General features: G+C 73.6%; 16 protein-coding genes. 11 read left to right on the forward strand and 5 right to left on the reverse strand.

Annotation, left to right across the window (positions count from 1 at the left end):
* Positions 1-5 precede the first annotated feature (5 nt).
* On the reverse strand, positions 6-1,361 hold the full coding sequence (locus H7K62_RS23800) for a branched-chain amino acid ABC transporter permease (protein ID WP_222437360.1): 1,356 nt from the start codon (positions 1,359-1,361) through the stop codon (positions 6-8).
* Between the two features lie 303 nt (positions 1,362-1,664).
* Here H7K62_RS23800 and H7K62_RS10395 point away from each other — a divergent pair, with 303 nt between their 5' ends.
* Positions 1,665-2,336: a GNAT family N-acetyltransferase gene (locus tag H7K62_RS10395; RefSeq protein WP_186717841.1), complete on the forward strand. Its 672-nt coding sequence runs from the start codon at positions 1,665-1,667 to the stop codon at positions 2,334-2,336.
* A 27-nt stretch (positions 2,337-2,363) separates the two neighbouring features.
* Here the strand turns inward: H7K62_RS10395 and H7K62_RS10400 are convergent, their stop codons facing one another.
* Positions 2,364-2,807, reverse strand: coding sequence for a hotdog fold thioesterase (locus H7K62_RS10400; RefSeq protein WP_222437361.1), 444 nt, complete (start codon positions 2,805-2,807; stop codon positions 2,364-2,366).
* A gap of 19 nt (positions 2,808-2,826) precedes the next feature.
* Between H7K62_RS10400 and polA the strand changes: the two genes are divergently transcribed.
* Positions 2,827-5,583 carry a DNA polymerase I gene (polA, locus tag H7K62_RS10405; RefSeq protein WP_370591702.1) on the forward strand — a complete coding sequence of 919 codons (2,757 nt, stop codon included), beginning with the start codon at positions 2,827-2,829 and terminating at the stop codon, positions 5,581-5,583.
* A 65-nt stretch (positions 5,584-5,648) separates the two neighbouring features.
* Positions 5,649-6,878, forward strand: a complete 1,230-nt coding sequence (locus H7K62_RS23805) for a GGDEF domain-containing protein (protein WP_186717843.1) — start codon at positions 5,649-5,651, stop codon at positions 6,876-6,878.
* Here H7K62_RS23805 and H7K62_RS10415 read toward each other — a convergent pair.
* Positions 6,868-7,686 carry a class I SAM-dependent methyltransferase gene (locus H7K62_RS10415; protein WP_186717844.1) on the reverse strand — a complete coding sequence of 273 codons (819 nt, stop codon included), beginning with the start codon at positions 7,684-7,686 and terminating at the stop codon, positions 6,868-6,870. The genes H7K62_RS23805 and H7K62_RS10415 overlap by 11 nt on opposite strands.
* A gap of 237 nt (positions 7,687-7,923) precedes the next feature.
* Between H7K62_RS10415 and rpsA the strand changes: the two genes are divergently transcribed.
* The 5 genes from rpsA to H7K62_RS10440 all read left to right on the forward strand — a co-directional run bounded on the left by rpsA (position 7,924) and on the right by H7K62_RS10440 (position 15,182).
* A complete protein-coding gene (gene rpsA / locus H7K62_RS10420) occupies positions 7,924-9,414 on the forward strand; it encodes a 30S ribosomal protein S1 (protein WP_186717845.1) in 1,491 nt (496 codons plus the stop codon).
* A gap of 102 nt (positions 9,415-9,516) precedes the next feature.
* A complete protein-coding gene (gene coaE, locus H7K62_RS10425) occupies positions 9,517-10,695 on the forward strand; it encodes a dephospho-CoA kinase (RefSeq protein ID WP_186717846.1) in 1,179 nt (392 codons plus the stop codon).
* 66 nt (positions 10,696-10,761) lie between these two features.
* Positions 10,762-12,867, forward strand: a complete 2,106-nt coding sequence (uvrB, locus tag H7K62_RS10430) for an excinuclease ABC subunit UvrB (protein WP_186717847.1) — start codon at positions 10,762-10,764, stop codon at positions 12,865-12,867.
* A 258-nt stretch (positions 12,868-13,125) separates the two neighbouring features.
* A complete protein-coding gene (locus H7K62_RS10435; RefSeq protein ID WP_186717848.1) occupies positions 13,126-14,187 on the forward strand; it encodes a TerC family protein in 1,062 nt (353 codons plus the stop codon).
* A 2-nt stretch (positions 14,188-14,189) separates the two neighbouring features.
* A complete protein-coding gene (locus H7K62_RS10440) occupies positions 14,190-15,182 on the forward strand; it encodes a TerC family protein (protein WP_186717849.1) in 993 nt (330 codons plus the stop codon).
* Positions 15,183-15,247: 65 nt separating this feature from the next.
* Here H7K62_RS10440 and H7K62_RS10445 read toward each other — a convergent pair whose 3' ends face one another.
* Together H7K62_RS10445 and H7K62_RS10450 are read right to left on the reverse strand one after the other, a co-directional pair.
* Positions 15,248-15,892, reverse strand: a complete 645-nt coding sequence (locus H7K62_RS10445; RefSeq protein ID WP_186717850.1) for an MBL fold metallo-hydrolase — start codon at positions 15,890-15,892, stop codon at positions 15,248-15,250.
* Positions 15,892-17,748, reverse strand: a complete 1,857-nt coding sequence (locus H7K62_RS10450) for a glycoside hydrolase family 15 protein (RefSeq protein ID WP_255480078.1) — start codon at positions 17,746-17,748, stop codon at positions 15,892-15,894. The genes H7K62_RS10445 and H7K62_RS10450 overlap by 1 nt, the downstream gene beginning before the upstream one ends.
* Positions 17,749-17,862: 114 nt before the next feature.
* Here H7K62_RS10450 and H7K62_RS10455 point away from each other — a divergent pair, with 114 nt between their 5' ends.
* From H7K62_RS10455 to H7K62_RS23285, 3 genes are all read left to right on the forward strand, one after another.
* Positions 17,863-19,407, forward strand: coding sequence for a glucose-6-phosphate dehydrogenase (locus H7K62_RS10455; protein ID WP_222437363.1), 1,545 nt, complete (start codon positions 17,863-17,865; stop codon positions 19,405-19,407).
* 102 nt (positions 19,408-19,509) lie between these two features.
* The gene (gene uvrA / locus H7K62_RS10460; RefSeq protein WP_370591703.1) at positions 19,510-22,473 is read left to right on the forward strand and encodes an excinuclease ABC subunit UvrA; all 2,964 of its coding nucleotides are present in this window, start codon (positions 19,510-19,512) and stop codon (positions 22,471-22,473) included.
* On the forward strand, positions 22,470-23,036 hold the full coding sequence (locus H7K62_RS23285) for a QcrA and Rieske domain-containing protein (protein ID WP_186717852.1): 567 nt from the start codon (positions 22,470-22,472) through the stop codon (positions 23,034-23,036). The genes uvrA and H7K62_RS23285 overlap by 4 nt, the downstream gene beginning before the upstream one ends.
* Positions 23,037-23,108 lie beyond the last annotated feature (72 nt).

Raw genomic sequence — 23,108 nt, forward strand, 5'->3', positions numbered from 1 at the left:
GCCTCTCAGCCGATCCGCTGGGCGCGGCCGAGGATGCCCTGGGGCCGCACGAGCAGGATGAGGATCAGGATGACGAGCGCCCCGAGGTTCTGGAGCTCCGTCGGGATGACCAGCGTGGAGATCTCCACGAACAGCCCCACGACCAGCGAGCCGAGCACCGCGCCGAACGCGGTGCCGAGGCCTCCGAGCGTCACGGCGGCGAAGACCAGCAGCAGGATCTGGAAGCCCATCTGGAAGCTGATGCCCTGCTGCAGGCCCAGGACGACGCCGGACAGGCCCGCCAGGGCGGAGCCGGCGATCCACACGGTGCGGATCACCTTGTCGACGTCGATGCCGGAGGCCGACGCGAGCGCCGGGTTGTCGGCGACGGCGCGGGTGGCCTTCCCCAGCCGGGTCTTGACCAGCGCGAGCGCCACGGCCACGAGGACGACGACGGACAGGCCCATCGTCCACAGGTCCAGCGGGCGCAGCAGCACCCCGGGAAGGACCTGCACGCCCGCCTGGCCGGCGTAGCCCGGGAAGGTCCGCACGCCGCCGCCGAACAGGTACAGGTAGGCGTAGCGCAGGAACAGCGACAGGCCGATCGAGACGATCATCATGGCGATGAGCCCGGTGCCGCGCCGGCGCAGCGGCTGCCACAGCACCCTGTCGTTGACGTAGCCGAAGACGGCGCTGCTCACCAGGCCGAGCGCCGCCGCCAGCAGGAACGGGAGCCCCGCCACCGCCTGGTACAGGTAGGTGGTGAGCGCACCGAGCGTGATGAGCTCGGAGTGGGCGAAGTTGGTCAGGCCCGTGGTGCCGAAGATCAGCGACAGGCCGATGGCCCCGAGCGCGATGACCAGGCCGAAGCGCAGCCCGGTGGCGACGCGCTGCAGCACCTGGCTGCTGGACACGCCGCTGGCGGCCTGCTCGCTGCCGGGCTCGGACAGGCGGAAGGCGACGGTGCGGCCCAGGCCCTCCTGCACGGTGGTGGCGATGGTGTCGCTGCGCGGCTCCAGGCCCTTGGCGGCCGAGGGCAGCGACGTCACGTCCAGCTTGACCTGGTAGTCGCCGGGGGACGGCGCGGCGAGCGCGGCGGTGCCCCGGGCGTCGGTCTGCGCGGTGGCGACCTGCTGGCCGCCCTGCAGCAGCTGGACGGTGGCGCCGGGCACGTCGTCGCCGTCGCCCGTGCGCACCCGCACGGTGATGGACAGGCCGCTCGCGGCGGAGGCGCCGTCGGAGGCGCTCGCGCTGGCGGACGGGTCCGCTGCGGACGGGCTCGCCGTCGGTGACGCGGCGGCGGCGGCCGGGCTCGCGCCGGCCAGGCCGACCGCCAGCGCGGCCACCAGGGCTGCCGCCGCGAGCACGATGCCCACGACCACCCGGGCTGCTCGTCGGGGTGTTCTCCGCACGGCGCGGACCTCCAGGTGGTGTTGCGTCGGGTGGTGCGCGCACGTCGTCGTGCAGTGCACTCAGCCACTTGTCAGGGGCGGGCGAGCATAACTTCCAGGTCGGCGTGGTGGACCAGCCGTGACCTGCCTGTGATGGAAGCCGCCGCCGCCGCGGCGGCGGCGCTCGCCCCGGGCGGGCGCCTGCGGGGCCCCGGCCCGGGGGTCCGCACCCAGGTCGCGGGGCTACTCTCCCGGCAGGAACCGGACCGGAGCGGACCAGGGGCAGGAGGCGCGGTGGCCAGCAGGACCGTGGTGGTGCGCCGCGCGGACCCCTCGGACCCCTCGGACCTCGCGCTCCTGCAGGCCGCTGTGGCCTCGGCTCCGGGCGGCACCCCCGTGCCCGCCCAGCGGGAGCCGCTCGCGGCCGCCGCGCCGGCAGCCCTGGAGCCGGCGGACCCGGCCGGCCCCGCCGCACCGGCTGCTGGTGGCGGCTCGGACGAGGCCGTCGCCGCGCTGCTGGCGCACCCCGACGTCGAGGTCCTCGTGGCGGTGTCGCCGGACGGCGAGCGCCCCGAGGCGGTCGGGCTGGCGGTGCTGCGCCGCGGGCGGGTGGTGCTGCCGGCCCCCGCCGTCGTCGTCCACGTCGAGCAGCTGTGGGTGGCGCCCGCGTGGCGCCGGCGCGGGGTCGGGCACCAGCTGCTGGCCGCCGTGGCGGCCTCCGCCGAGGCCGCCGGGGCCGAGGAGGTCCAGGCCGCCGCCGCGAGCGGGCAGCGCGACGTGCAGCGGTTCCTGGCCCGGCTCGGGTTCGCCCGGCCGGTGGTGGTGCGCTCGGCGCCGCTGGCGGTGCTGCGCTCCCGCCTGGCCGCCGCGGGAGCCGCGGGGGGCGGGCGGCGCGACCGGCGCCGCGCCGCGCTGGACGAGCTGGTGGCCCGCCGCCGCCGTCAGCTGGACCGCGCACCCGGCTGACCCGGCGCCAGCCCCCGAGCGCCGCCGTCAGCGCGGAGGGGCGTCCCGCAGCTGGCAGGTGATGCGGGAGGTGCACACCCGCCGGCCCCGCTCGTCGGTGATGACCACCTCGTAGGTGGCCGTGGTGCGCCCCTGGTGCAGCGGCTCGGTGCGTCCGGTGACCACGCCGGAGCGCACCGCCCGGTGGTGGGTGGCGTTGATGTCCACGCCCACGGCCACCCGGCCCTCGCCGGCGCACAGGGCGGCGGCCACCGAGCCGAGCGTCTCGGCCAGCACCACCGACGCGCCGCCGTGCAGCAGGCCGTAGGGCTGGGTGTTGCCCTCCACGGGCATGGTGCCGGTGGGGCGGGCGGGGTCGCTCAGGTCCAGGCGGATGCCCATCCGCTCGATGAGCGTCCCCGCGGTGGACAGGACGGCGTTGCCGGTGAGGTGCTCCGGGACGCCGGTCGGGGAGGTGGGGCTGTCGGTCACCCCGCCTAGGCTGGCAGACGTGACGACGACGAGCAGCGCCACCAGCGTGGACGCCGTGCTGGAGGGGCCCCGTCCCCGCCTCCTGCTGGTGGACGGCCACTCGCTGGCCTACCGGGCCTTCTTCGCCCTGCCCGCGGAGAACTTCTCCACCTCGACCGGGCAGGTCACCAACGCCGTGTACGGCTTCACCTCGATGCTCATCAACCTCCTGCGCGACGAGGCCCCCACGCACGTCGGCGTGGCGTTCGACGTCTCCAAGCGCACCTTCCGCACCGAGGAGTACCCCGAGTACAAGGCCGGCCGCTCCGCCACCCCGACCGAGTTCACCGGCCAGGTCGACCTCGTCAAGGAGGTCCTCGCCGCGCTGCGCATCGCGGTGGTGACCAAGGAGGGCTACGAGGCGGACGACGTCATCGCCACCCTCACCGGCGCCGCCCGCGCCCAGGGCGCCGAGGTGCTGGTGGTCACCGGTGACCGCGACGCCTTCCAGCTGGTCGACGAGGCCACGACGGTGCTCTACCCGCGCAAGGGCGTGTCCGACCTGGCCCGCATGACCCCGGAGGCCGTCGAGGAGAAGTACGGCGTCCGCCCCGAGCGCTACGGGGACCTCGCCGCCCTGGTGGGCGAGACCAGCGACAACCTGCCCGGCGTGCCCGGCGTCGGGCCCAAGACCGCCGCCAAGTGGCTCACCGCCCACGGGGACCTGCAGGGCCTCGTCGCCGGCGTCGGGTCGCTGACGGGCAAGGCCGGCCAGTCCCTGCGCGACCACCTCGACCAGGTGCTGCGCAACAAGCGCCTCAACGCGCCCGTGCGCGACCTGGAGCTGCCCGTCGTCGTCGACGACCTCGCCGTGCGCCCGTGGGACCGCGAGGAGGTCCACCGGGTCTTCGACGGCCTGGAGTTCCGCGTCCTGCGCGACCGGCTGTTCGCGACCCTGTCCGCCGACGAGCCCGAGGTGGACGGCGGCTTCGCCGTCAGCGCCGAGCGCCCCGCCGGGTCCGACGCCGCCGCGTGGATCGCCGCGCACGCCGCCCCGGGCGGGCCCGCCTCCGGCGTGGCCGTGCTGGGCCGGTGGAGCGGAGGGTCCGGTGACGCCTGGGGCCTGGCCCTGGCCGGTGCTGACGGCGCCACCGCCTGGTTCGACCTGCGCGAGCTCTCCCCGGACGCCGAGGCCGCCCTCGCGGCGTGGCTCGCCGACGCCGACGCCCCGAAGGTCCTCCACGACGCCAAGCCCGCCCTGCACGCCCTCGCCGAGCGGGGGACGCCGCTGGCCGGCCTGGTGGCCGACACCGCGCTCGCGGCGTACCTGTGCCAGCCCGACCAGCGCAGCTACGACCTCGCCGACCTCGCCGTGAGGTTCCTCCAGCGCGAGCTCAAGGTCGACGAGGACGCCGCCGGCGCCGGGGAGCAGCAGGGCGTGCTCGACCTGGACGGCGACGCCGCCGGTCCCGACGAGGGGCAGCTCGCCTGCGTGCGCGCGGCCGCCGCCCTGGAGCTGTCGGCGGTGCTGGCCGAGCAGGTCGAGCAGCGCGGCGGCACCCAGCTGCTCGGCGAGCTCGAGCTGCCGCTGGTGCCCCTGCTCGCGCAGATGGAGGCCGACGGCATCGCCGTCGACACCGCCGCGCTGGAGCGTCTCGAGGGCGAGTTCGCCGAGGTGGTGGCCGACGCCGCCGAGGAGGCCTACGCGGCCATCGGCGGGCAGAAGATCAACCTCGGCTCGCCCAAGCAGCTGCAGGTGGTGCTCTTCGAGCAGCTGGGCATGCCCAAGACCAAGCGCACCAAGACCGGCTGGACCACGGACGCCGAGGCCCTCGCCGACCTCAACGTCCGCCAGCCGCACCCCTTCCTCGACCACCTGCTCCGGCACCGCGACGCCTCGCGGCTGCGCCAGACCGTCGAGGGGCTGCTCAAGGCCGTCGCCGACGACGGGCGCATCCACACGACCTTCCAGCAGACCATCGCGGCCACCGGTCGCCTGAGCTCGACCGACCCGAACCTGCAGAACATCCCGATCCGCACCGCCGAGGGCCGCCGGATCCGCGAGGCGTTCGTCGTCGGCCGGGACGCCGAGGTCCTCCTCACCGCCGACTACAGCCAGATCGAGATGCGGATCATGGCGCACCTGTCCGGCGACGAGGGCCTCATCGAGGCCTTCCGCTCCGGTGAGGACCTGCACCGCTTCGTGGGCGCCCGCGTCTTCGGGGTGGAGCCCGCCGACGTCACCGGCGAGATGCGCGCCAAGATCAAGGCGATGTCCTACGGCCTGGCCTACGGGCTGTCGGCGTTCGGCCTGTCGCGCCAGCTCACCATCCCCGTCGACGAGGCCCGCGGCCTCATGGACGACTACTTCGCCCGGTTCGGCGGCGTGCGCGACTACCTGCGCGGCGTGGTCGAGGAGGCGCGGGCCACCGGCTTCACCGAGACCGTCCTGGGGCGTCGCCGGTACCTGCCCGACCTCACCAGCGACAACCGGCAGCGGCGAGAGATCGCCGAGCGGATGGCGCTGAACGCGCCCATCCAGGGCTCCGCGGCGGACGTCATCAAGTTGGCGATGCTGGGGGTGGAGCGGGCCCTGCGCGAGCAGGACCTGCGCTCGCGGCTGCTGCTGCAGGTGCACGACGAGCTCGTCGTCGACGTCGCCCCCGGTGAGCGGGAGGCGGTGGAGGCCCTCCTGCGCGAGCAGATGGGGGCCCGCGTCCAGGAGCGCACGCAGCTGAGCGTGCCGCTGGACGTGTCGGTGGGCGCCGGGGCGTCCTGGCACGAGGCCGGCCACTGATCCCCCGGAGGGGTGACAGCGGCCCCCACCCCTCCTGACGGCGTCGCCGCGGTCGATGGAGGGGTGTGGAGACCACCGCGCCGCTGGACGCCGCCCCCTCGCGGCGCAGCGCCGTGACGCGCTGGACCGCGGTCCTGGCCGACGCCCGGCAGGAGCGGCGGTTCCGCGCGGCCCGCGCCCACGTCATGCGGCGGGACGTGCAGGTGGTCGCCGTGGCCCTCATCGCCTACAACGCGTGGTCGGCGGGTGAGAAGCTGCTCGACGCGCCGGCCTCCGCGGGGGGCCTGGGCCTGGTCGCCAACAACGCCGTCCTGCTGGTCGCCTGCGTGGCGGCCGTCCTCGTGGTGCGGCGCGTGCGCACCTGGGTCGGGGCCGCTGCGGTGCTCGTCTGCGGCGTGGGGGTCTACACGGTCGTCAACGTGGCGAGCGTGGTCGGGCAGGTCTTCCCACCGCAGTCCGCCGTCCTCATCGCGGTGATGTCGGTGGCGGTGCTGTACCTGCACGCGCAGCTGCCGGTCGCGGCGACCGCCGCGCTCACGGGCCTGTGGACGCTGGTGAGCACCGGGGCGATCGCCGTGGCCATCGCCCGGCTCCCCGCGGGCGACCCGCGCGGCGGCTGGGACGTCCTCGTGGAGGGCGGCGTCCTCATGGTCATCATCAACGCCATCGGTCTGGTCTCGACGCACCGGACCGCGGTGGGGGAGCGGATGCTCTTCGCCGAGCGCGAGCACGTCCAGCGCCTGTCCACCACCGACCCGCTCACCGGGGCGGCCAACCGCCGCCGGTGGGAGCAGCAGCTCGACGCCGCGTGGCGGGAGTGCGGGCGCGACGGCTCGCCGGTGGGCCTGCTGCTCGTGGACGTCGACAGGTTCAAGGCGGTCAACGACCGCTTCGGCCACTCCGGCGGGGACGACGTGCTGCGCCGCGTGGCGCAGCTGCTGTCCGCCCGCGCCCAGCGCGGCCGCGACCTCGTGGCGCGCCTGGGTGGCGACGAGTTCGCGGTGGTGCTGCCCGGGACCCCCCTGGAGGCCGTCCGCGAGATCGCCGACGCGCTCCTGGCGGACGTCCGGGCGCTGCGCACGAGCGTCCCGGCGGACGACCCCCTGAGCGTGCTCGCCCTGAGCGTCGGCGCGGGAGCCGCCGTCCCCCCGGCAGGGGCGGCGGCGGGGTCGGGGTGGGGCGGCGCGGTCGCCGAGGTCGACGCGCTGCTCTACCGGGCCAAGGCCGACGGACGGGACCGGGTCTGCTCGGCGGCCTCCCCGGAGGAGCGCCCCGCGGCGGGCCTCACGCGCTGAGCCGCTCGCACACGAAGACGGCGGTGCCCGGCAGGTGCTCGCCGCGCAGCGCGCTCCACCCGCCCCAGGTGGGCTGCTCCGGGTGGCTCCACTCCGGCTCCACGAGGTCGACGAGGCCGAAGCCGGCGCCGCGCAGGAGCCGCACCCAGTCGCCGAGCGTGCGGTGGTGCTCCGCGTACAGGAGCGCGCCGTCGTCGTCGCGCTCCACGTACGGGGCCCTGTCGAAGTAGGAGCGGTCGGCCACGAGACCGCGCGGCCCGGGGTCGTCGGGGAAGGCCCAGCGCACCGGGTGGCTGACCGAGAACGACCACCGCCCGCCGGGCACCAGCACGCGGTGCACCTCGGCCAGCACCCCGGCGGCGTCCGCGGTGAAGGGCAGCGCCCCGTACGCGGAGAAGGCCACGTCCGCGCTGGCGGCGGCCAGCGGCAGGCGGCCCGCGTCGGCCTGGAGCACCGGCACCGCCGTCCCGCCGGCGGCGTCGAGGGCCCGGCTGCGGGCGAGCATGCCGGCCGAGAGGTCCACGCCGACCGCGCGCGCCCCCTGGCGGGCGACCCAGCGCGAGCCCTGTCCCGCCCCGCAGCCGACCTCGAGCACGACGGCGCCGGCGAGCTCGGCGGGGTCTCCCAGCAGGTGCGCCTCGTCCTCGGTGAGGCCCTCGGGGCCCCAGACCAGCACGTCAGTGCCGAGGGTGGCCCCGTGGTCCTCGAGGTAGGTGGTGGAGGCGCCGTCCCAGTGGCTGCGGCTGGCGCGCACGCTCTCGTCGGCGCCCGCGGGGCCGTACCCCGCGCTGGAAAGGGGTCCGCTCATTCCGGTAGTCTCTCTGCTGGGTGTGTCGTGCGCTGTCGGAGGTCCCGTTCCCCGGGGCCGAGGCCAGCGGCGCCGGCCGCCGCGGTGATGAGGCTGAGACTCACGCCGGTCCGCACGCTGGTCCGCCGGCGGAGGTCCGGTGGCTCCCTGGTGCTGGTCCCCGTGGTGCTCGTGCGCGCGACGCTCCCGTCAACCGCCCACCACTCATTCCCTGTCCGCATCGGAGCCCACCCCTTCATGACCGCCACCCTCCCGACGTCGAGCGCTCCCCAGGTCGCCATCAACGACATCGGCACCGCCGAAGAGCTGCTCGCCGCGATCGACGAGACGATCAAGTACTTCAACGACGGGGACATCGTCTCCGGCACCATCGTCAAGGTCGACCGCGACGAGGTCCTCCTCGACATCGGCTACAAGACCGAGGGCGTCATCCCCTCGCGCGAGCTGTCCATCAAGCACGACGTCGACCCCAGCGAGGTCGTCGGCGTCGGCGACGAGGTCGAGGCCCTCGTCCTCCAGAAGGAGGACAAGGAAGGCCGCCTCATCCTGTCCAAGAAGCGGGCTCAGTACGAGCGCGCCTGGGGCACGATCGAGAAGCTGAAGGAGGAGGACGGCGTCGTCACCGGCACCGTCATCGAGGTCGTCAAGGGCGGCCTCATCCTCGACATCGGCCTGCGCGGCTTCCTGCCCGCCTCCCTCGTCGAGATGCGCCGCGTGCGCGACCTGGCCCCCTACGTGGGCCAGCAGCTCGAGGCGAAGATCATCGAGCTCGACAAGAACCGCAACAACGTGGTCCTGTCGCGCCGCGCCTGGCTGGAGGAGACCCAGTCGGCCGTCCGCCAGAACTTCCTGCAGACCCTGCAGCGCGGCCAGGTCCGCCCGGGCGTCGTGTCCTCGATCGTCAACTTCGGCGCCTTCGTCGACCTCGGCGGCGTGGACGGCCTCGTGCACGTCTCCGAGCTCTCCTGGAAGCACATCGACCACCCCTCCGAGGTCGTCGAGGTGGGCCAGGAGGTCAAGGTCGAGGTCCTCGACGTCGACATGGACCGCGAGCGCGTCTCCCTGTCGCTGAAGGCGACCCAGGAGGACCCGTGGCAGCAGTTCGCCCGGACCCACGCGATCGGCCAGGTCGTCCCCGGCAAGGTCACCAAGCTCGTCCCGTTCGGTGCGTTCGTGCGCGTCGAGGAGGGCATCGAGGGCCTGGTCCACATCTCCGAGCTGGCCGAGCGCCACGTGGAGCTGCCGGAGCAGGTCGTCAACGTCGGTGACGACATCTTCGTCAAGGTCATCGACATCGACCTCGAGCGCCGCCGCATCTCCCTGTCGCTGAAGCAGGCGAACCAGGGCGTCGACACCGAGTCGGACGACTTCGACCCGTCGCTGTACGGCATGGCCGCGGAGTACGACGAGGCGGGGAACTACAAGTACCCCGAGGGCTTCGACCCCGAGACCAACGACTGGCTCGAGGGCTTCGAGGCGCAGCGCGAGGAGTGGGAGCGGCAGTACGCCGAGGCCCACGCCCGCTGGGAGGCGCACCGCAAGCAGGTCGCCGAGGCGCGCACCCGCGACGCCGAGGCCGCGAGCTCGGGCGAGTCGGCCCCGACGAGCTACTCCAGCTCGGCCCCGGTCGAGGCCAGCTCGAGCCGCTCCAACGGCCCCGCGGCGGAGGGCACCCTGGCCTCCGACGAGGCGCTGGCGGCCCTGCGCGAGAAGCTCACCGGCGGCTGATGCGCCGCTGAGCGCTCGCTCACGCACGACGAGGCCCCGCACCCCTTCCGGGGGGTGCGGGGCCTCGTCCGTGTCCGGCTGTCCCCGCCGTAGGGTCGCCGGGTGCTGTACGTGGGGCTGACCGGCGGTGTGGGAGCGGGCAAGAGCACGGCGGCCGCTGTGCTGCGGGACCTGGGGGCCGTGGTGGTCGACGCCGACGCCATCGCCCGCGAGGTGGTCGCGCCGGGGTCGCCCGGGCTCGCCGCCGTCGTCGCCGAGTTCGGGCAGGGCGTGCTGGGCGCCGACGGTGCGCTGGACCGGCCCGCGCTGGGCCGGGTGGTCTTCGCCGACCCCTCGCGCCGGCGGGCCCTGGAGGCGGTCACCCACCCCCTCGTGCTGGCGCGGACGGAGCAGCTGGTGGCCCGGGCGCAGGCGGAGGACCCGTCCGCCGTCGTCGTCCACGACATCCCGCTGCTCGTCGAGCTGCGCCGCACGGACAGGTACCACCTGGTGCTCGCCGTCATGGCGGACGAGGAGGTGCGGCTGCGCCGGCTCACCCGCGGCCGGGGGATGTCCGACGACGACGCGCGCGCCCGCGTCGCGGCCCAGGCCGACGACGACGCCCGCCGCGCCGCGGCCGACGTGCTCCTGGACGGGTCCGGCTCCCCGGAGCAGCTCGCCGAGCAGCTGCGGGCGCTGTGGACCGAGCGCCTGGTGCCCTTCGAGGAGCACCTGCGGCGCGGGGAGCAGGCCCCTCGTCCCCACCGCCCCGTCCTCGTCCCACCGGACCCGGCGTGGGCGGCCGCGGGGGAGCGCCTCGTGGCACGCGTGGCGCGGGCCGCGGGGGACCGGGCCCTCGACGTGCAGCACACCGGGTCCACCGCGGTGCCGGGGCTGCTCGCGAAGGACTGCATCGACCTGCAGGTGGTCTGCCCCGACCTGGTGACGGCGCGGGAGGTGGCCGGGGACCTGCGCTCCGCCGGGCTGGTGGCGCCCCCGGGGGAGTGGTGGGACCAGCCGACCTCGCGCCGCGGGCAGGGGGGCGAGGACTACCGCCGGGTGCCGAAGGCGTTCGCCGTCAACGCCGACCCGGGCAGGCGCGTCGACTGCCACGTGCGCGACGCCGCCAACCCGGAGGTGCGCGAGGTGCTGGCCTTCCGCGACGCGCTGCGCGCCGACCCGCGCGCCCGCGAGGCGTACGCCCTGCTCAAGCGGGGTCTGGCGGCCAAGCACCACGACATCGACGGCTACGCGGCGGGCAAGACGGAGTTCATCGCCGAGGTGCTCGCCCGCTCGTCGTGACCGCGGCGAGCGGTGCAGGGCCGCTCAGGAACAGCGGGTGTCAGACCCGGCGTTCAGACTGTCACCATGCGCCCGGTCACCGATCTCCAGCGTCGCGTCGCGCCCTTCACCGTCGAGTCCGAGTTCTCGCCCGCCGGTGACCAGCCGACGGCCATCGCCGACATCACCCGCCGCATCCAGGCCGGGGAGAAGGACGTCGTGCTGCTCGGCGCCACCGGCACCGGCAAGTCCGCCACCACGGCCTGGACGATCGAGCAGCTGCAGCGGCCCACCCTGGTGCTCGCGCCGAACAAGACCCTCGCCGCGCAGCTGGCCAACGAGTTCCGCGAGCTGCTGCCCAACAACGCGGTCGAGTACTTCGTCTCGTACTACGACTACTACCAGCCCGAGGCGTACGTCCCGCAGTCCGACACCTACATCGAGAAGGACTCCTCGATCAACGAGGAGGTCGAGCGGCTGCGGCACTCGGCCACCAACTCGCTGCTGACCCGCCGCGACGTGGTCGTGGTGGCGTCGGTCTCGTGCATCTACGGCCTGGGCACGCCCCAGGAGTACGTCGACAGGATGGTGACGCTGAAGGTCGGCGACACCGTCGAGCGGGACGACCTGCTCCGGCAGTTCGTCACCATGCAGTACACCCGCAACGACCTCGCCTTCACGCGCGGCACCTTCCGGGTGCGGGGCGACACCATCGAGATCATCCCCGTGTACGAGGAGCACGCGATCCGCATCGAGATGTTCGGTGACGAGATCGAGAAGCTCTACCTGCTGCACCCGCTCACCGGCGAGGTCCTGCGCGACGAGTCGACCATGCACCTGTTCCCGGCCACCCACTACGTCGCCGGCCCGGAGCGCATGGAGCGCGCCATCGGCACCATCGAGGCCGAGCTGGCCTCGCGCCTGGCGGAGATGGAGTCGCAGGGCAAGCTGCTCGAGGCGCAGCGGCTGCGCATGAGGACCACGTACGACATCGAGATGATGCGCCAGGTGGGCACCTGCGCCGGCATCGAGAACTACTCCCGCCACATCGACGGTCGCGCCGCCGGCACCGCGCCCCACACCCTGCTCGACTACTTCCCCGAGGACTTCCTCCTCGTCATCGACGAGTCGCACGTCACGGTGCCGCAGATCGGGGCGATGTACGAGGGCGACATGAGCCGCAAGCGGACCCTGGTCGACCACGGCTTCCGGCTCCCGTCCGCCATGGACAACCGGCCGCTGACGTGGGAGGAGTTCCTCGAGCGGATCGGGCAGACGGTCTACCTCTCGGCCACCCCCGGCGACTACGAGATGTCGCGCGTGAAGGGCGAGTTCGTCGAGCAGGTCATCCGCCCCACCGGGCTCGTCGACCCCCAGGTGGTGCTGCGCCCCACGAAGGGCCAGATCGACGACCTGCTCGGGCAGATCCGCGAGCGGGCCGCCAAGGACGAGCGCGTCCTGGTGACCACCCTGACCAAGAAGATGGCCGAGGACCTCACCGACTACCTGCTCGACCAGGGCGTGCGGGTGCGCTACCTGCACTCCGAGGTCGACACGCTGCGCCGCGTGGAGCTGCTGCGCGAGCTGCGCCAGGGCGACTACGACGTGCTCGTGGGCATCAACCTGCTGCGCGAGGGCCTCGACCTGCCCGAGGTGAGCCTGGTGAGCATCCTCGACGCCGACAAGGAGGGGTTCCTGCGCTCGGCGCGCTCCCTCATCCAGACCATCGGCCGCGCGGCCCGCAACGTCTCGGGCCAGGTGCACATGTACGCCGACCGGGTCACCCCGTCGATGGAGCAGGCCATCGACGAGACCAACCGGCGCCGCGAGAAGCAGATCGCCTACAACCGCGAGCGCGGCGTGGACCCGATGCCGCTGCGCAAGAAGATCGCCGACATCACCGACCTCATCGCCCGGGAGGACGCCGACACGGCGGCGCTGCTGGGCGGCAGCGGGCGGCAGCAGTCGCGCGGCAAGGCGCCCGTGCCGGGCATGGCGTCGGCCGGGGGCGGCGCGGGACGCGCCACCGCGGGCATGGCCGGGGCGGAGCTGTCCGACCTCATCCAGCAGCTGTCCGACCAGATGCACGCGGCGGCGGCGGAGCTGCAGTTCGAGCTCGCCGCGCGGCTGCGTGACGAGATCGGAGACCTCAAGCGCGAGCTGCGGGGGATGCAGCGGGCCACCACCGTCTGACGGGCGGCAGATCAGGGCGGCAGATCAGGGCGGCAGATCAGGACGGCCGCGGGCGGCTCGCCACCCGGCCTCCACGGCGTGCGGGCGTGGAAAGGTCAAGGTACGGTAAAGAGAACGTGAGGGGAGTATCCCTGCGCGCAGGTTCGTCATCACGGATCCCGGCCCCGGCCGGGACCCGGGCCTGCGGCTGACCGGCCTGCGCCGGCAGTGGGAGAGACCTCCGGTCATTTCGCGTCAGATCGAAACCCGGAGGTTCCCGTGGACGTCCCCCTCTGGCTGTGGGGTGTCACCCTCGCCGTCATCATCGCCATGATCGCCTACGACTTCATCGGGCACGTGCGCACACCGCACGCCCCGTCGATCCGCGAGGCCGCGGTCTGGTCGGCGGCCTACGTGGGCATCGCCGTCGTGTTCGGCCTGCTCATCCTCGTCTTCTACGGCGGCCAGTACGGCGGTGAGTACTTCGCCGGCTACATCACGGAGAAGGCGCTCAGCGTCGACAACCTCTTCGTCTTCGTGCTGATCCTGTCCAGCTTCGGCGTGCCGCGCGAGTACCAGCAGAAGGTGCTCCTCATCGGCATCGCGATCGCCATCGTGCTGCGCGGCATCTTCATCGCCGTGGGCGCTGCGGCCATCCAGAACTTCTCCTGGATCTTCTGGATCTTCGGCGCCATCCTCATCTACACGGCGATCGCCCAGGTCAGGGCCCAGAACGACCACGACGAGGAGTACAAGGAGAACGCGGTCCTGCGCTTCACCAAGCGCATCCTCCCGACCACCGACGACTACCACGGCGACAAGTTCACCGTGAAGGTCGACGGCAAGCGGTTCGTCACGCCGATGCTGGTGGTCATCATCGCGATCGGCACCGCCGACCTCATCTTCGCGGTCGACTCGATCCCGGCGATCTTCGGCCTCACGCAGGAGGCCTACCTGGTCTTCGCGGCCAACGCGTTCTCGCTGCTCGGTCTGCGCCAGCTGTACTTCCTCATCGACGGCCTGCTCGACCGCCTGGTCTACCTCCACTACGGCCTGGCCGCGATCCTCGCGTTCATCGGCGCCAAGCTGATCATCCACGCGATGCACGAGAACGAGCTGCCGTTCCTCAACGGCGGCGAGCACATCACCGCCATCCCGGAGATCTCCACGCCCGTCTCGCTAGGGTTCATCGTCGTCGCGCTCGCACTGACCACGGTGCTGAGCCTGCGGAAGTCGAAGAAGGACGAGCAGGACGTCGACAGCCAGCACGCCGACCGCGAGGGGAACACCGTGAGCAGCACCACCGGAGCCGGACCCGGCTCCACCCGCCAGGACGGCTGACGGTGCAGGAGCTGCCGACCTGGTTCGAGGTCGGCACCCTCGTCGCGCTCGTGGGGCTGCTGCTCGCCGACCTGCTGGTCGTCGGGCGGCGGCCTCACGTGCCGTCCACCAAGGAGAGCGCCCTGTGGGTGGGCTTCTACGTGGCCCTCGCCGTCGTGTTCGGCGTGGTGATGCTGCTCATCCCCGGAGGAGGGACGGAGCCCTCCTCGGAGTTCTTCGCCGGGTGGATCACCGAGTACTCGCTCAGCGTCGACAACCTCTTCGTCTTCGTCATCATCATGTCGAGGTTCGCGGTGCCCGCGGAGGACCAGCAGAAGGTCCTCATGGTGGGGATCCTCATCGCGCTGGTGCTGCGGGGGATCTTCATCCTGCTCGGCGCGGCCGTCATCGAGCAGTTCAGCTGGGTCTTCTACATCTTCGGCGCGTTCCTCATCTACACCGCGGTCAAGCTCGTCCTCGACAGGAACGACGACGAGGAGTACGAGGACAACGCCCTGATCCGCCGCATGCGGAAGGTGCTCCCCCTCACCGAGTCCTACGACGGCGCCAAGGTCCGGACCGAGGTGGACGGCAAGAAGCTGTTCACGCCCATGATCATCGTGTTCTTCGCCATCGGCAGCACCGACCTGCTCTTCGCGCTGGACTCCATCCCGGCGATCTTCGGGCTCACCGAGGACCCGTTCCTCGTCTACACCGCCAACATCTTCGCCCTCATGGGCCTGCGGCAGCTGTACTTCCTCCTCGGCGGCCTGCTGGACCGGCTGGTGTACCTGTCGATCGGGCTCGCGGTGGTCCTCGGCGGCATCGGGGTGAAGCTGGTGCTGGAGGCGCTGCACACCAACGAGCTGCCCTTCCTCAACGGCGGTGAGGGGTTCTCCTGGGCGCCGGAGGTCCCGATCTGGGTCTCACTGGTCTTCATCGTGGCCGTGCTCGCCATCACCACGGTCGCCAGCCTGCTCCGCAGCCGCCAGCTGGAGCGCCGCGGGCAGGCATGAGGCCCACCCGCCACGCCAGCCGGAGCCAACCCGAGCGGTCGACGTCGGCCGACCTCAGCGGGCGGTCACCAGCCCCGGGCCCGGTACTCCGCCAGGCGCGGGCGCTCCGCGCCGATCGTCGTGGTCTCCCCGTGGCCGGGGTGCACCACGGTGCTGTCCGGCAGGACGGCGAAGACCCGCTCCTCGAGGTCGTCCATGAGCGAGGTGAAGTCCTCCGGTGACCACGTCTTCCCGGGGCCGCCGGGGAAGAGCGAGTCGCCGGTGAACAGGTGGGCCACCTCCCCGTCGGCGCCGGACAGGGCGCCCGCCGGCAGCAGCAGGGCCACGGACCCCGGGGTGTGCCCGCGCAGCGCGATGACCCCCAGCTCGTGCTGCCCGACGCCGACCACGTCGCCGTGGCGCAGGCGGCGGTCGGGCGCCAGCGGCAGCGCGTCGGCGTCGTCGTCCCCGGCTGCCGTGGTGGCGCCCGTGACCTCCGCGACACGGACCAGCGCGCCGGTGTGGTCGTCGTGGCGGTGGGTCGTCACCACGAGGCCCCGCCCCCGCTCCCGCGCCGGTAGGGCGTCGTCGAGCAGGGCCAGGAGCGTCTCGGGCTCCGCAGCGGCGTCGACGAGGAGCCACCCGCCGCTGCCCCCGGTGGCCACGGGGTCGGTCAGCAGGTAGCAGCGGTTGTCCATCGGCCCCACCGAGACCGTCCGCAGGTCCAGCATCAGCGCACCAGCTCCTGTCCGTCGGGCGCGCCGTCCCGGTGGTCCGCCGCCGCGAGGGCGTCGGCGGCCCTGACCAGCGCCAGGTGGGAGAGCGCCTGGGGAGTGTTGCCCAGCTGGTGGCCCTCGCGCACGTCGTACTCCTCCGAGAGCAGCCCGACGTCGTTGCGCAGCTCCAGGAGCCGGCGCATGAGCGCGTGGCCGTCGGCGGCGCGCCCGCTGCGCGCGTACTGCTCCACCAGCCAGAACGAGCACGCCAGGAAGGGGTGCTCCCCGGGCGGCAGCCCGTCGGAGGAGGCCTCGGTGCGGTAGCGGATCACCAGGCCGTCGGGCACCAGGTCGGACTCGATGGCCGCGACCGTGGCGAGCATCACCGGGTGGTTGGCCTCCACGAAGCCCACCTGGGGCAGCTGCAGCAGCGACGCGTCCACCTCCCGCGAGCCGTAGTGCTGCACGAAGCAGCCGCGGCCGGGCCGGTCGGGGGTCCCCGCGTCGACGCCGTGCTGCAGCACCTCCTCGCGCACCTGGTCGCGCAGGGCCTCCCACTGCTCCGCGGGGCCGTCCAGGCCCCGCTCGCGCACGGCGCGCACACCGCGGTCGAGCGCGGCCCAGACCATCACCCGGGAGTGGACGTAGTACTGCTCGGGACCGCGCATCTCCCAGATGCCGGAGTCCTTGCGGCTGCTGTGCGCCACCACGAAGTCGAGCAGGGCGCGCTGCATGGGCCAGGAGAACTCGTCCTCGGCCAGGCCCGCGCGGCGCGCGGCGTCCAGGGCCACCATCACCTCGCCCAGGACGTCGGCCTGGTACTGGTCGACGGCGCCGTTCCCGATGCGCACCGGCCTGGCCCCGCCGAACCCGGCCAGGTGGTCGAGCTCCCGCTCGGGCAGGTCCCGCGCGCCGTCCACCGCGTACATGATCTGCAGGTCCTCGGGGTCCCCGGCGATCGCGCGCAGCAGCCAGCCGCGCCACTCGCGGGCCTCCTCGGTGTAGCCGTGCTCGAGCAGCGCCTCCAGCGTGAGCGCCGCGTCGCGCAGCCAGCAGTACCGGTAGTCCCAGTTGCGCGTGCCGCCGGGCATCTCCGGCAGCGACGTCGTGGCGGCGGCCACGATGCCGCCGGTGTCCTCGTGGGTGAGGGCCCGCAGCACCAGCAGCGACCTCACCACCGCGCGGGCGTACGGGCCCTCGGCGGCGGGCCCGTCCCCGCGGTCGGCCCACTCCTGCCACCAGCGCCGGGTGCTCTCCAGCCTGCCGTCGACCTCCATCGGCAGCGGCGGCTCCCGGTGGGAGGGGTACCAGGTCAGCACCGTGTCGACCACCTGCCCCGCGGCCACCGCGATCTTGCCGGCGTGCGTGCGCCCCCTCGCCTTCGGCAGCTTGCCGGTGGTCCGCAGCAGCACCGCGTCCGGGCCGGCGCTGGCGAGCAGGCCCTTGGCGGCGTCGCCCTTGCCGCCGACGCGCCGCAGCCACGGCACCACGGCCCCGTAGCCGAAGCGGATGACCAGCTCCTGGCGCAGCTCCACCCGGCCCGAGACGCCCTCCACGCGGCGCACCAGGTCGGCGCGGCGGTCGCCCACGGGCATGCAGTCGACGACGTCGACGACGCCGCCGTCCTCCAGCGTCCACCGGGTCCGCAGCGTGAACGAGTCGCCCTCGTAGCGGCGCTCCACCGACACCACCGCCGGCCCGTCCTGCGCCGGGGCGATGGTCCAGTGGCCGTTCTCGCGCGTGCCCAGCAGCGCCGCGAACGCGGCGGGGGAGTCGAAGCGCGGCAGGCACATCCAGTCGACCGCGCCGCGGCGGCTCACCAGGGCGGCGGTGTGGCAGTCACCGATGAGGGCGTAGTCCTCGATCCGCAGGTCTGCCTGCTGGTCGGGCTGCTGCTGGGGCTGCTGGTCCGGCTGCTGGTGGTCCGGTGCTGCTGACACCGCGCCATGGTGCACCCAGGGGCGATCTTCGGCAGGCTGAGCCGCGTGAGCGCGCACGAGGAGCAGGCGACCGGCGGCACCGAGAGCGGACGCGGGGGCGTCGACGGTCCCGAGCAGAGCGGCGGCGGCGGGCACGGCGCCGCCGGCCGGAAGGGCCACACCGGCGGTGACCCGGTGGCGACGCTGCTCGTGCTCGGCGCCAGCGGTGACCTCGCCTCGCGGCTGCTCCTGCCGGGGCTGGCGCGGCTGCTGGTGTCCGACCGCGACGAGGACCCCGCCCACGGGCACGGGTCCTCCCTGCAGCTGGTGGGCGCCGGCTCGGAGGACTGGGACGACGACCGCTGGCGCGAGGTGGTGACCGGTGCCTTCGCCGACGCCCAGCAGCACGTCGACGACGACCGCCCCGACGGGTGGGAGGCCGCGTGCGCCGTGCGCGACGCCAGCCGGTACCAGCAGGTGGACGTCACCGACCCGGAGGCGCTGAACGCGCTGCTGCACTCCTGCACCGCGCCGGTGGCCGTCTACTTCGCCCTGCCGCCCGCGGTCACGGCGAAGGCCTGCGAGAACCTCGTCGGGCAGGAGCTGCCCGAGAGCACCCGCCTGGTGATGGAGAAGCCCTTCGGGTCCGACGAGGCCTCCGCCCACCACCTCAACGAGGTGGTGGCCCAGCTGGTCCCCGAGGAGCACGTCCACCGCGTCGACCACTTCCTGGGCACGTCCGCGGTGCTCAACGTCTTCGGCGTCCGGTTCGCCAACCGCCTCTTCGAGCCGACCTGGAACGCTGGCCACGTCGAGCGGGTCGACGTGGTCTACGACGAGGACCTGGGCCTGGAGGGCCGCGCCCGGTACTACGACAGGGCCGGCGCGCTCAAGGACATGATCCAGAGCCACCTGCTGCAGGTGCTGGCGGTGCTCGCCATGGACGCCCCCGCCAGCCTCGACGAGCGCGAGTTCCGCGATCGCAAGGCGCAGGTCCTGCGCGCCACCCGCCTGGCCGGGACGCCGGCCGAGGCCAGCCGCCGCGCGGTCTACACGGCCGGGCGCATGGGGGACCGCGACCTGCCCGACTACCAGGCCGAGGACGGCGTCGACCCCTCCCGCCAGACCGAGACCCTGGCGGAGGTGGTGCTGCACGTCGACACCTGGCGCTGGGCGGGCGTGCCGTTCCGGCTGCGGTCGGGCAAGGGGCTGGGCCGGGCGCGCAAGGAGGCCGTCATCACCTTCAAGCCCGTCCCGCACCTCATGGGCGGCCTGCGCGGCGAGGCGCGCCCGACGCGCATGAGGCTCTCCTTCAAGCCCGGGACCATCAACCTCGACCTGACGGTGAACGCTGAGGGCGACCCCTTCGACCTCGAGGAGGCCACCCTGAGCGCGCAGCTGGGCGACTCCCAGCTGCCGGCCTACGGCGAGGTGCTCGCCGGCGTGCTCGACGGCGACCCGCTGCTGTCCGTGCGCGGTGACACCGCCGAGGACTGCTGGCGCATCCTCGCCCCCGTCATCGCCGCGTGGGAGGCCGACGAGGTGCCCCTGGAGACCTACCCGGCCGGCAGCGACGGCCCCGACCCCACGGACGCCTTCCCCGTCTTCTGAGGGCCCGCTGAGAGCCCGGGGGCCGCCGGCCGGCAGCCCGCCCGTCCGCCGGGGCGTTCCGGACGGGCGGGCTGTCGGTGGGTCGACCTACAGTTGACGACCGTGGATCGACTGGTCGTGCAGGGTGCTCGCGAGCACAACCTCAAGGACGTCTCCCTGGACCTCCCCCGGGACAAGATGATCGTCTTCACGGGCCTGTCGGGATCGGGGAAGTCGAGCCTCGCGTTCGACACGATCTTCGCCGAGGGGCAGCGCCGCTACGTCGAGTCGCTGTCCGCGTACGCCCGGCAGTTCCTGGGGCAGATGGACAAGCCCGACGTCGACTTCATCGAGGGCCTGTCCCCGGCGGTCTCCATCGACCAGAAGTCCACCAGCCGCAACCCCCGCTCCACGGTGGGCACGATCACCGAGATCTACGACTACCTGCGCCTGCTCTGGGCGCGCGCCGGGCGGGCGCACTGCCCCACGTGCGGGGAGCCGGTGGCGCGCCAGACGCCGCAGCAGATCGTCGACCGGCTGCTCGAGCTGCCCGAGACCACGCGGTTCCAGGTGCTGGCGCCCGTGGTCCGCGGCCGCAAGGGCGAGTTCGTCGACCTCTTCACCGACCTGCAGGCGAAGGGCTACGCCCGCGTCAGGGTGGACGGCGAGACGCTGCAGCTCAGCGACGCCGCCTCCCGGCCCGCCCTGGACAAGCGCAAGAAGCACACCATCGAGGTGGTCGTCGACCGCCTCGTCATGCGCGAGGGCGTGGGGCGCCGCCTGACGGACTCCGTCGAGACCGCCCTCGGCCTGGCCGACGGCGTCCTGCTGGTCGAGCTGGTGGAGCGCAGGTCCGCCGACGGCGACGAGGGCGCCGGGGTGGCGGCCGGTGCCGCTGACGGCCCGGTGGTGATGCGCTTCTCCGAGAAGCTCGCCTGCCCCAACGACCACCCGCTGGCGCTGGAGGAGGTCGAGCCGCGCACCTTCTCCTTCAACGCGCCCTACGGCGCCTGCCCGGAGTGCTCCGGCATCGGCACCCGCCTCGAGGTGGACCCCGAGCTCGTCGTCCCCGACCCCGACCAGACCCTCGCCGAGGGCGCCATCGCCCCCTGGAACGGCGCCGGCAGCAGCGAGTACCACCAGCGGCTCATCGGCGGCCTCGCCCAGCAGCTCGGCTTCTCCACCGACGTGCCGTGGCGGGCCCTGCCGGAGCGCGCCACGCAGGCGCTGCTGCACGGCGAGGGCTACGAGGTGCACGTCACCTACAAGAACCGGTGGGGGCGCGAGCGCTCGTACACCACCGGGTTCGAGGGCGTGCTGCCGTTCATCCAGCGCCGCCACTCCGAGACCGAGTCCGACAGCTCGCGCGAGCGCCTCGAGGGGTACATGCGCGAGGTGCCGTGCCGCGTCTGCGGCGGCGCCCGCCTGCGCCCGGAGGTCCTGGCGGTCACGGTGGGCGGCAAGTCCATCGCCCAGGCGTGCGCGCTGCCCGTCGCCGAGCTCCGCGGCTGGCTCGACACCCTCGAGCTGACCTCGCGCGAGGCGCAGATCGCCGCCGCCGTCCTCAAGGAGGTGCTGGCGCGGGTCCAGTTCCTGGTCGACGTCGGCCTGACGTACCTCTCCCTCGACCGCGCCTCGGGCACGCTCTCCGGCGGGGAGGCCCAGCGGATCCGCCTGGCCACCCAGATCGGCTCGGGCCTGGTGGGCGTGCTGTACGTCCTCGACGAGCCGAGCATCGGGCTGCACCAGCGCGACAACCGCCGCCTCATCGAGACCCTCACCCGGCTGCGGGACCTGGGCAACACCCTCATCGTGGTCGAGCACGACGAGGACACCATCCACGTGGCCGACTGGGTGGTCGACATCGGCCCGGGCGCCGGCGAGCACGGGGGCCAGGTGGTCCACTCCGGGCCCGTCGCCGAGCTGCTGGCCAACACCGGGTCCATGACCGGTGACTACCTGGCCGGCCGTCGCGCCGTGCCGGTGCCCGCCGAGCGCCGCCCCGTGGACCGCGACCGCGTGGTGAAGGTGGTGGGCGCCCGGGAGAACAACCTGCGCGGCATCGACGTCGAGCTGCCGCTCGGGGTGCTCACCGCCGTGACCGGGGTGTCCGGCTCGGGCAAGTCCAGCCTGGTCAACGACATCCTCTACAAGGTGCTGGCCAACCGGCTCAACGGCGCCCGCCAGGTGCCGGGTCGCCACACCCGGGTGGAGGGCGTGGACCAGCTCGACAAGGTGGTCCACGTCGACCAGAGCCCCATCGGGCGGACCCCGCGCTCCAACCCCGCCACGTACACGGGCGTGTGGGACGTGGTGCGCTCGCTGTTCGCGGACACCACCGAGGCGAAGGTGCGCGGCTACCAGGCCGGGCGGTTCTCCTTCAACGTCAAGGGCGGACGCTGCGAGCACTGCAGCGGTGACGGCACGATCAAGATCGAGATGAACTTCCTCCCGGACGTGTACGTGCCCTGCGAGGTCTGCCACGGCGCCCGGTACAACCGCGAGACCCTCGAGGTGCACTTCAAGGGCAAGACCGTGGCCGACGTCCTCGACATGCCCATCGAGGAGGCCGCCGAGTTCTTCGCCGCGGTGCCGCGCATCTCGCGCTACCTGCGCACCCTCGTCGACGTCGGCCTGGGCTACGTCCGGCTGGGCCAGCCCGCCCCGACGCTGTCCGGCGGCGAGGCGCAGCGCGTGAAGCTGGCCAGCGAGCTGCAGCGCCGCTCCACGGGCCGCACCGTGTACGTGCTGGACGAGCCGACCACGGGCCTGCACTTCGAGGACGTCCGCAAGCTCCTCGAGGTGCTGCAGGGGCTGGCCGACAAGGGCAACACGGTGGTGGTCATCGAGCACAACCTCGACGTCATCAAGAGCGCGGACTGGGTGCTCGACATGGGTCCCGAGGGCGGGTCGGGCGGCGGCAAGCTCATCGCCTCGGGCACTCCGGAGCAGCTGGCGGCCACCCACGAGAAGACCGGCAGCCACACCGGCCGCTTCCTGGGCCCGGTGCTGGAGGCGGCCCGGAAGCGCGACGCGGAGGTCGATCTCAGGAAGGACGGAGCCGCAGCGCCTAGCCTCGTGCCATGACGCCGGAACCGCAGGCAGCCGAGTCCCGACCCGCCCTGAGCGAGCCCGCCCGCAGCGACCTCGCTCCCGCCCGCGTGCTGCCGTGCACGCGGCGCGCCCTGCTCGCGCGCGCCGGCGCCGGGGGCGCCGTGCTCGGCGCCGCCGGGCTGCTCGCCGCCTGCGGCGGCACCGGGGAGCCCGAGGGCGCCGCGGGCTCGGGGGCGGGGGGTTCTGCCGCCAGCGGCTCCGGGAGCTCCAGCGCCGCCGGTGGAGGGGCCGGCGGTGGGGCCGGCGGTGGCGTGGCGGCCTCGCAGGTGCCGGCCGGGTCCGCCGTGGTGGTCGAGGTCGGCGGCAACGAGGTGGTCGTCGCGCAGCCGTCGGCGGGCACGTACGTCGCGTACTCGGCCGTGTGCACCCACGCCGGTGGCATCGTCAAGCCGGAGCAGGGCACCCAGCTGCGCTGCCCGCTGCACGGCAGCGTCTTCGACGCCGGGAAGGGCGGCGAGGTGCTGGAGGGACCCGCCACCGAGCCCCTCTCGCCGCTGACCGTCACCCAGCAGGGGGACCAGCTGGTCATCAGCTGACCCGCGCCGGGCGGGCCGCGCGCGGCACCGTGCGGCGGGGCGATCTCCCGGGCCACCTCACGCACACCACCG

Origin of the sequence: Quadrisphaera sp. RL12-1S (genome assembly GCF_014270065.1) — a bacterium.
In the GTDB taxonomy this organism is placed as follows: domain Bacteria; phylum Actinomycetota; class Actinomycetes; order Actinomycetales; family Quadrisphaeraceae; genus Quadrisphaera.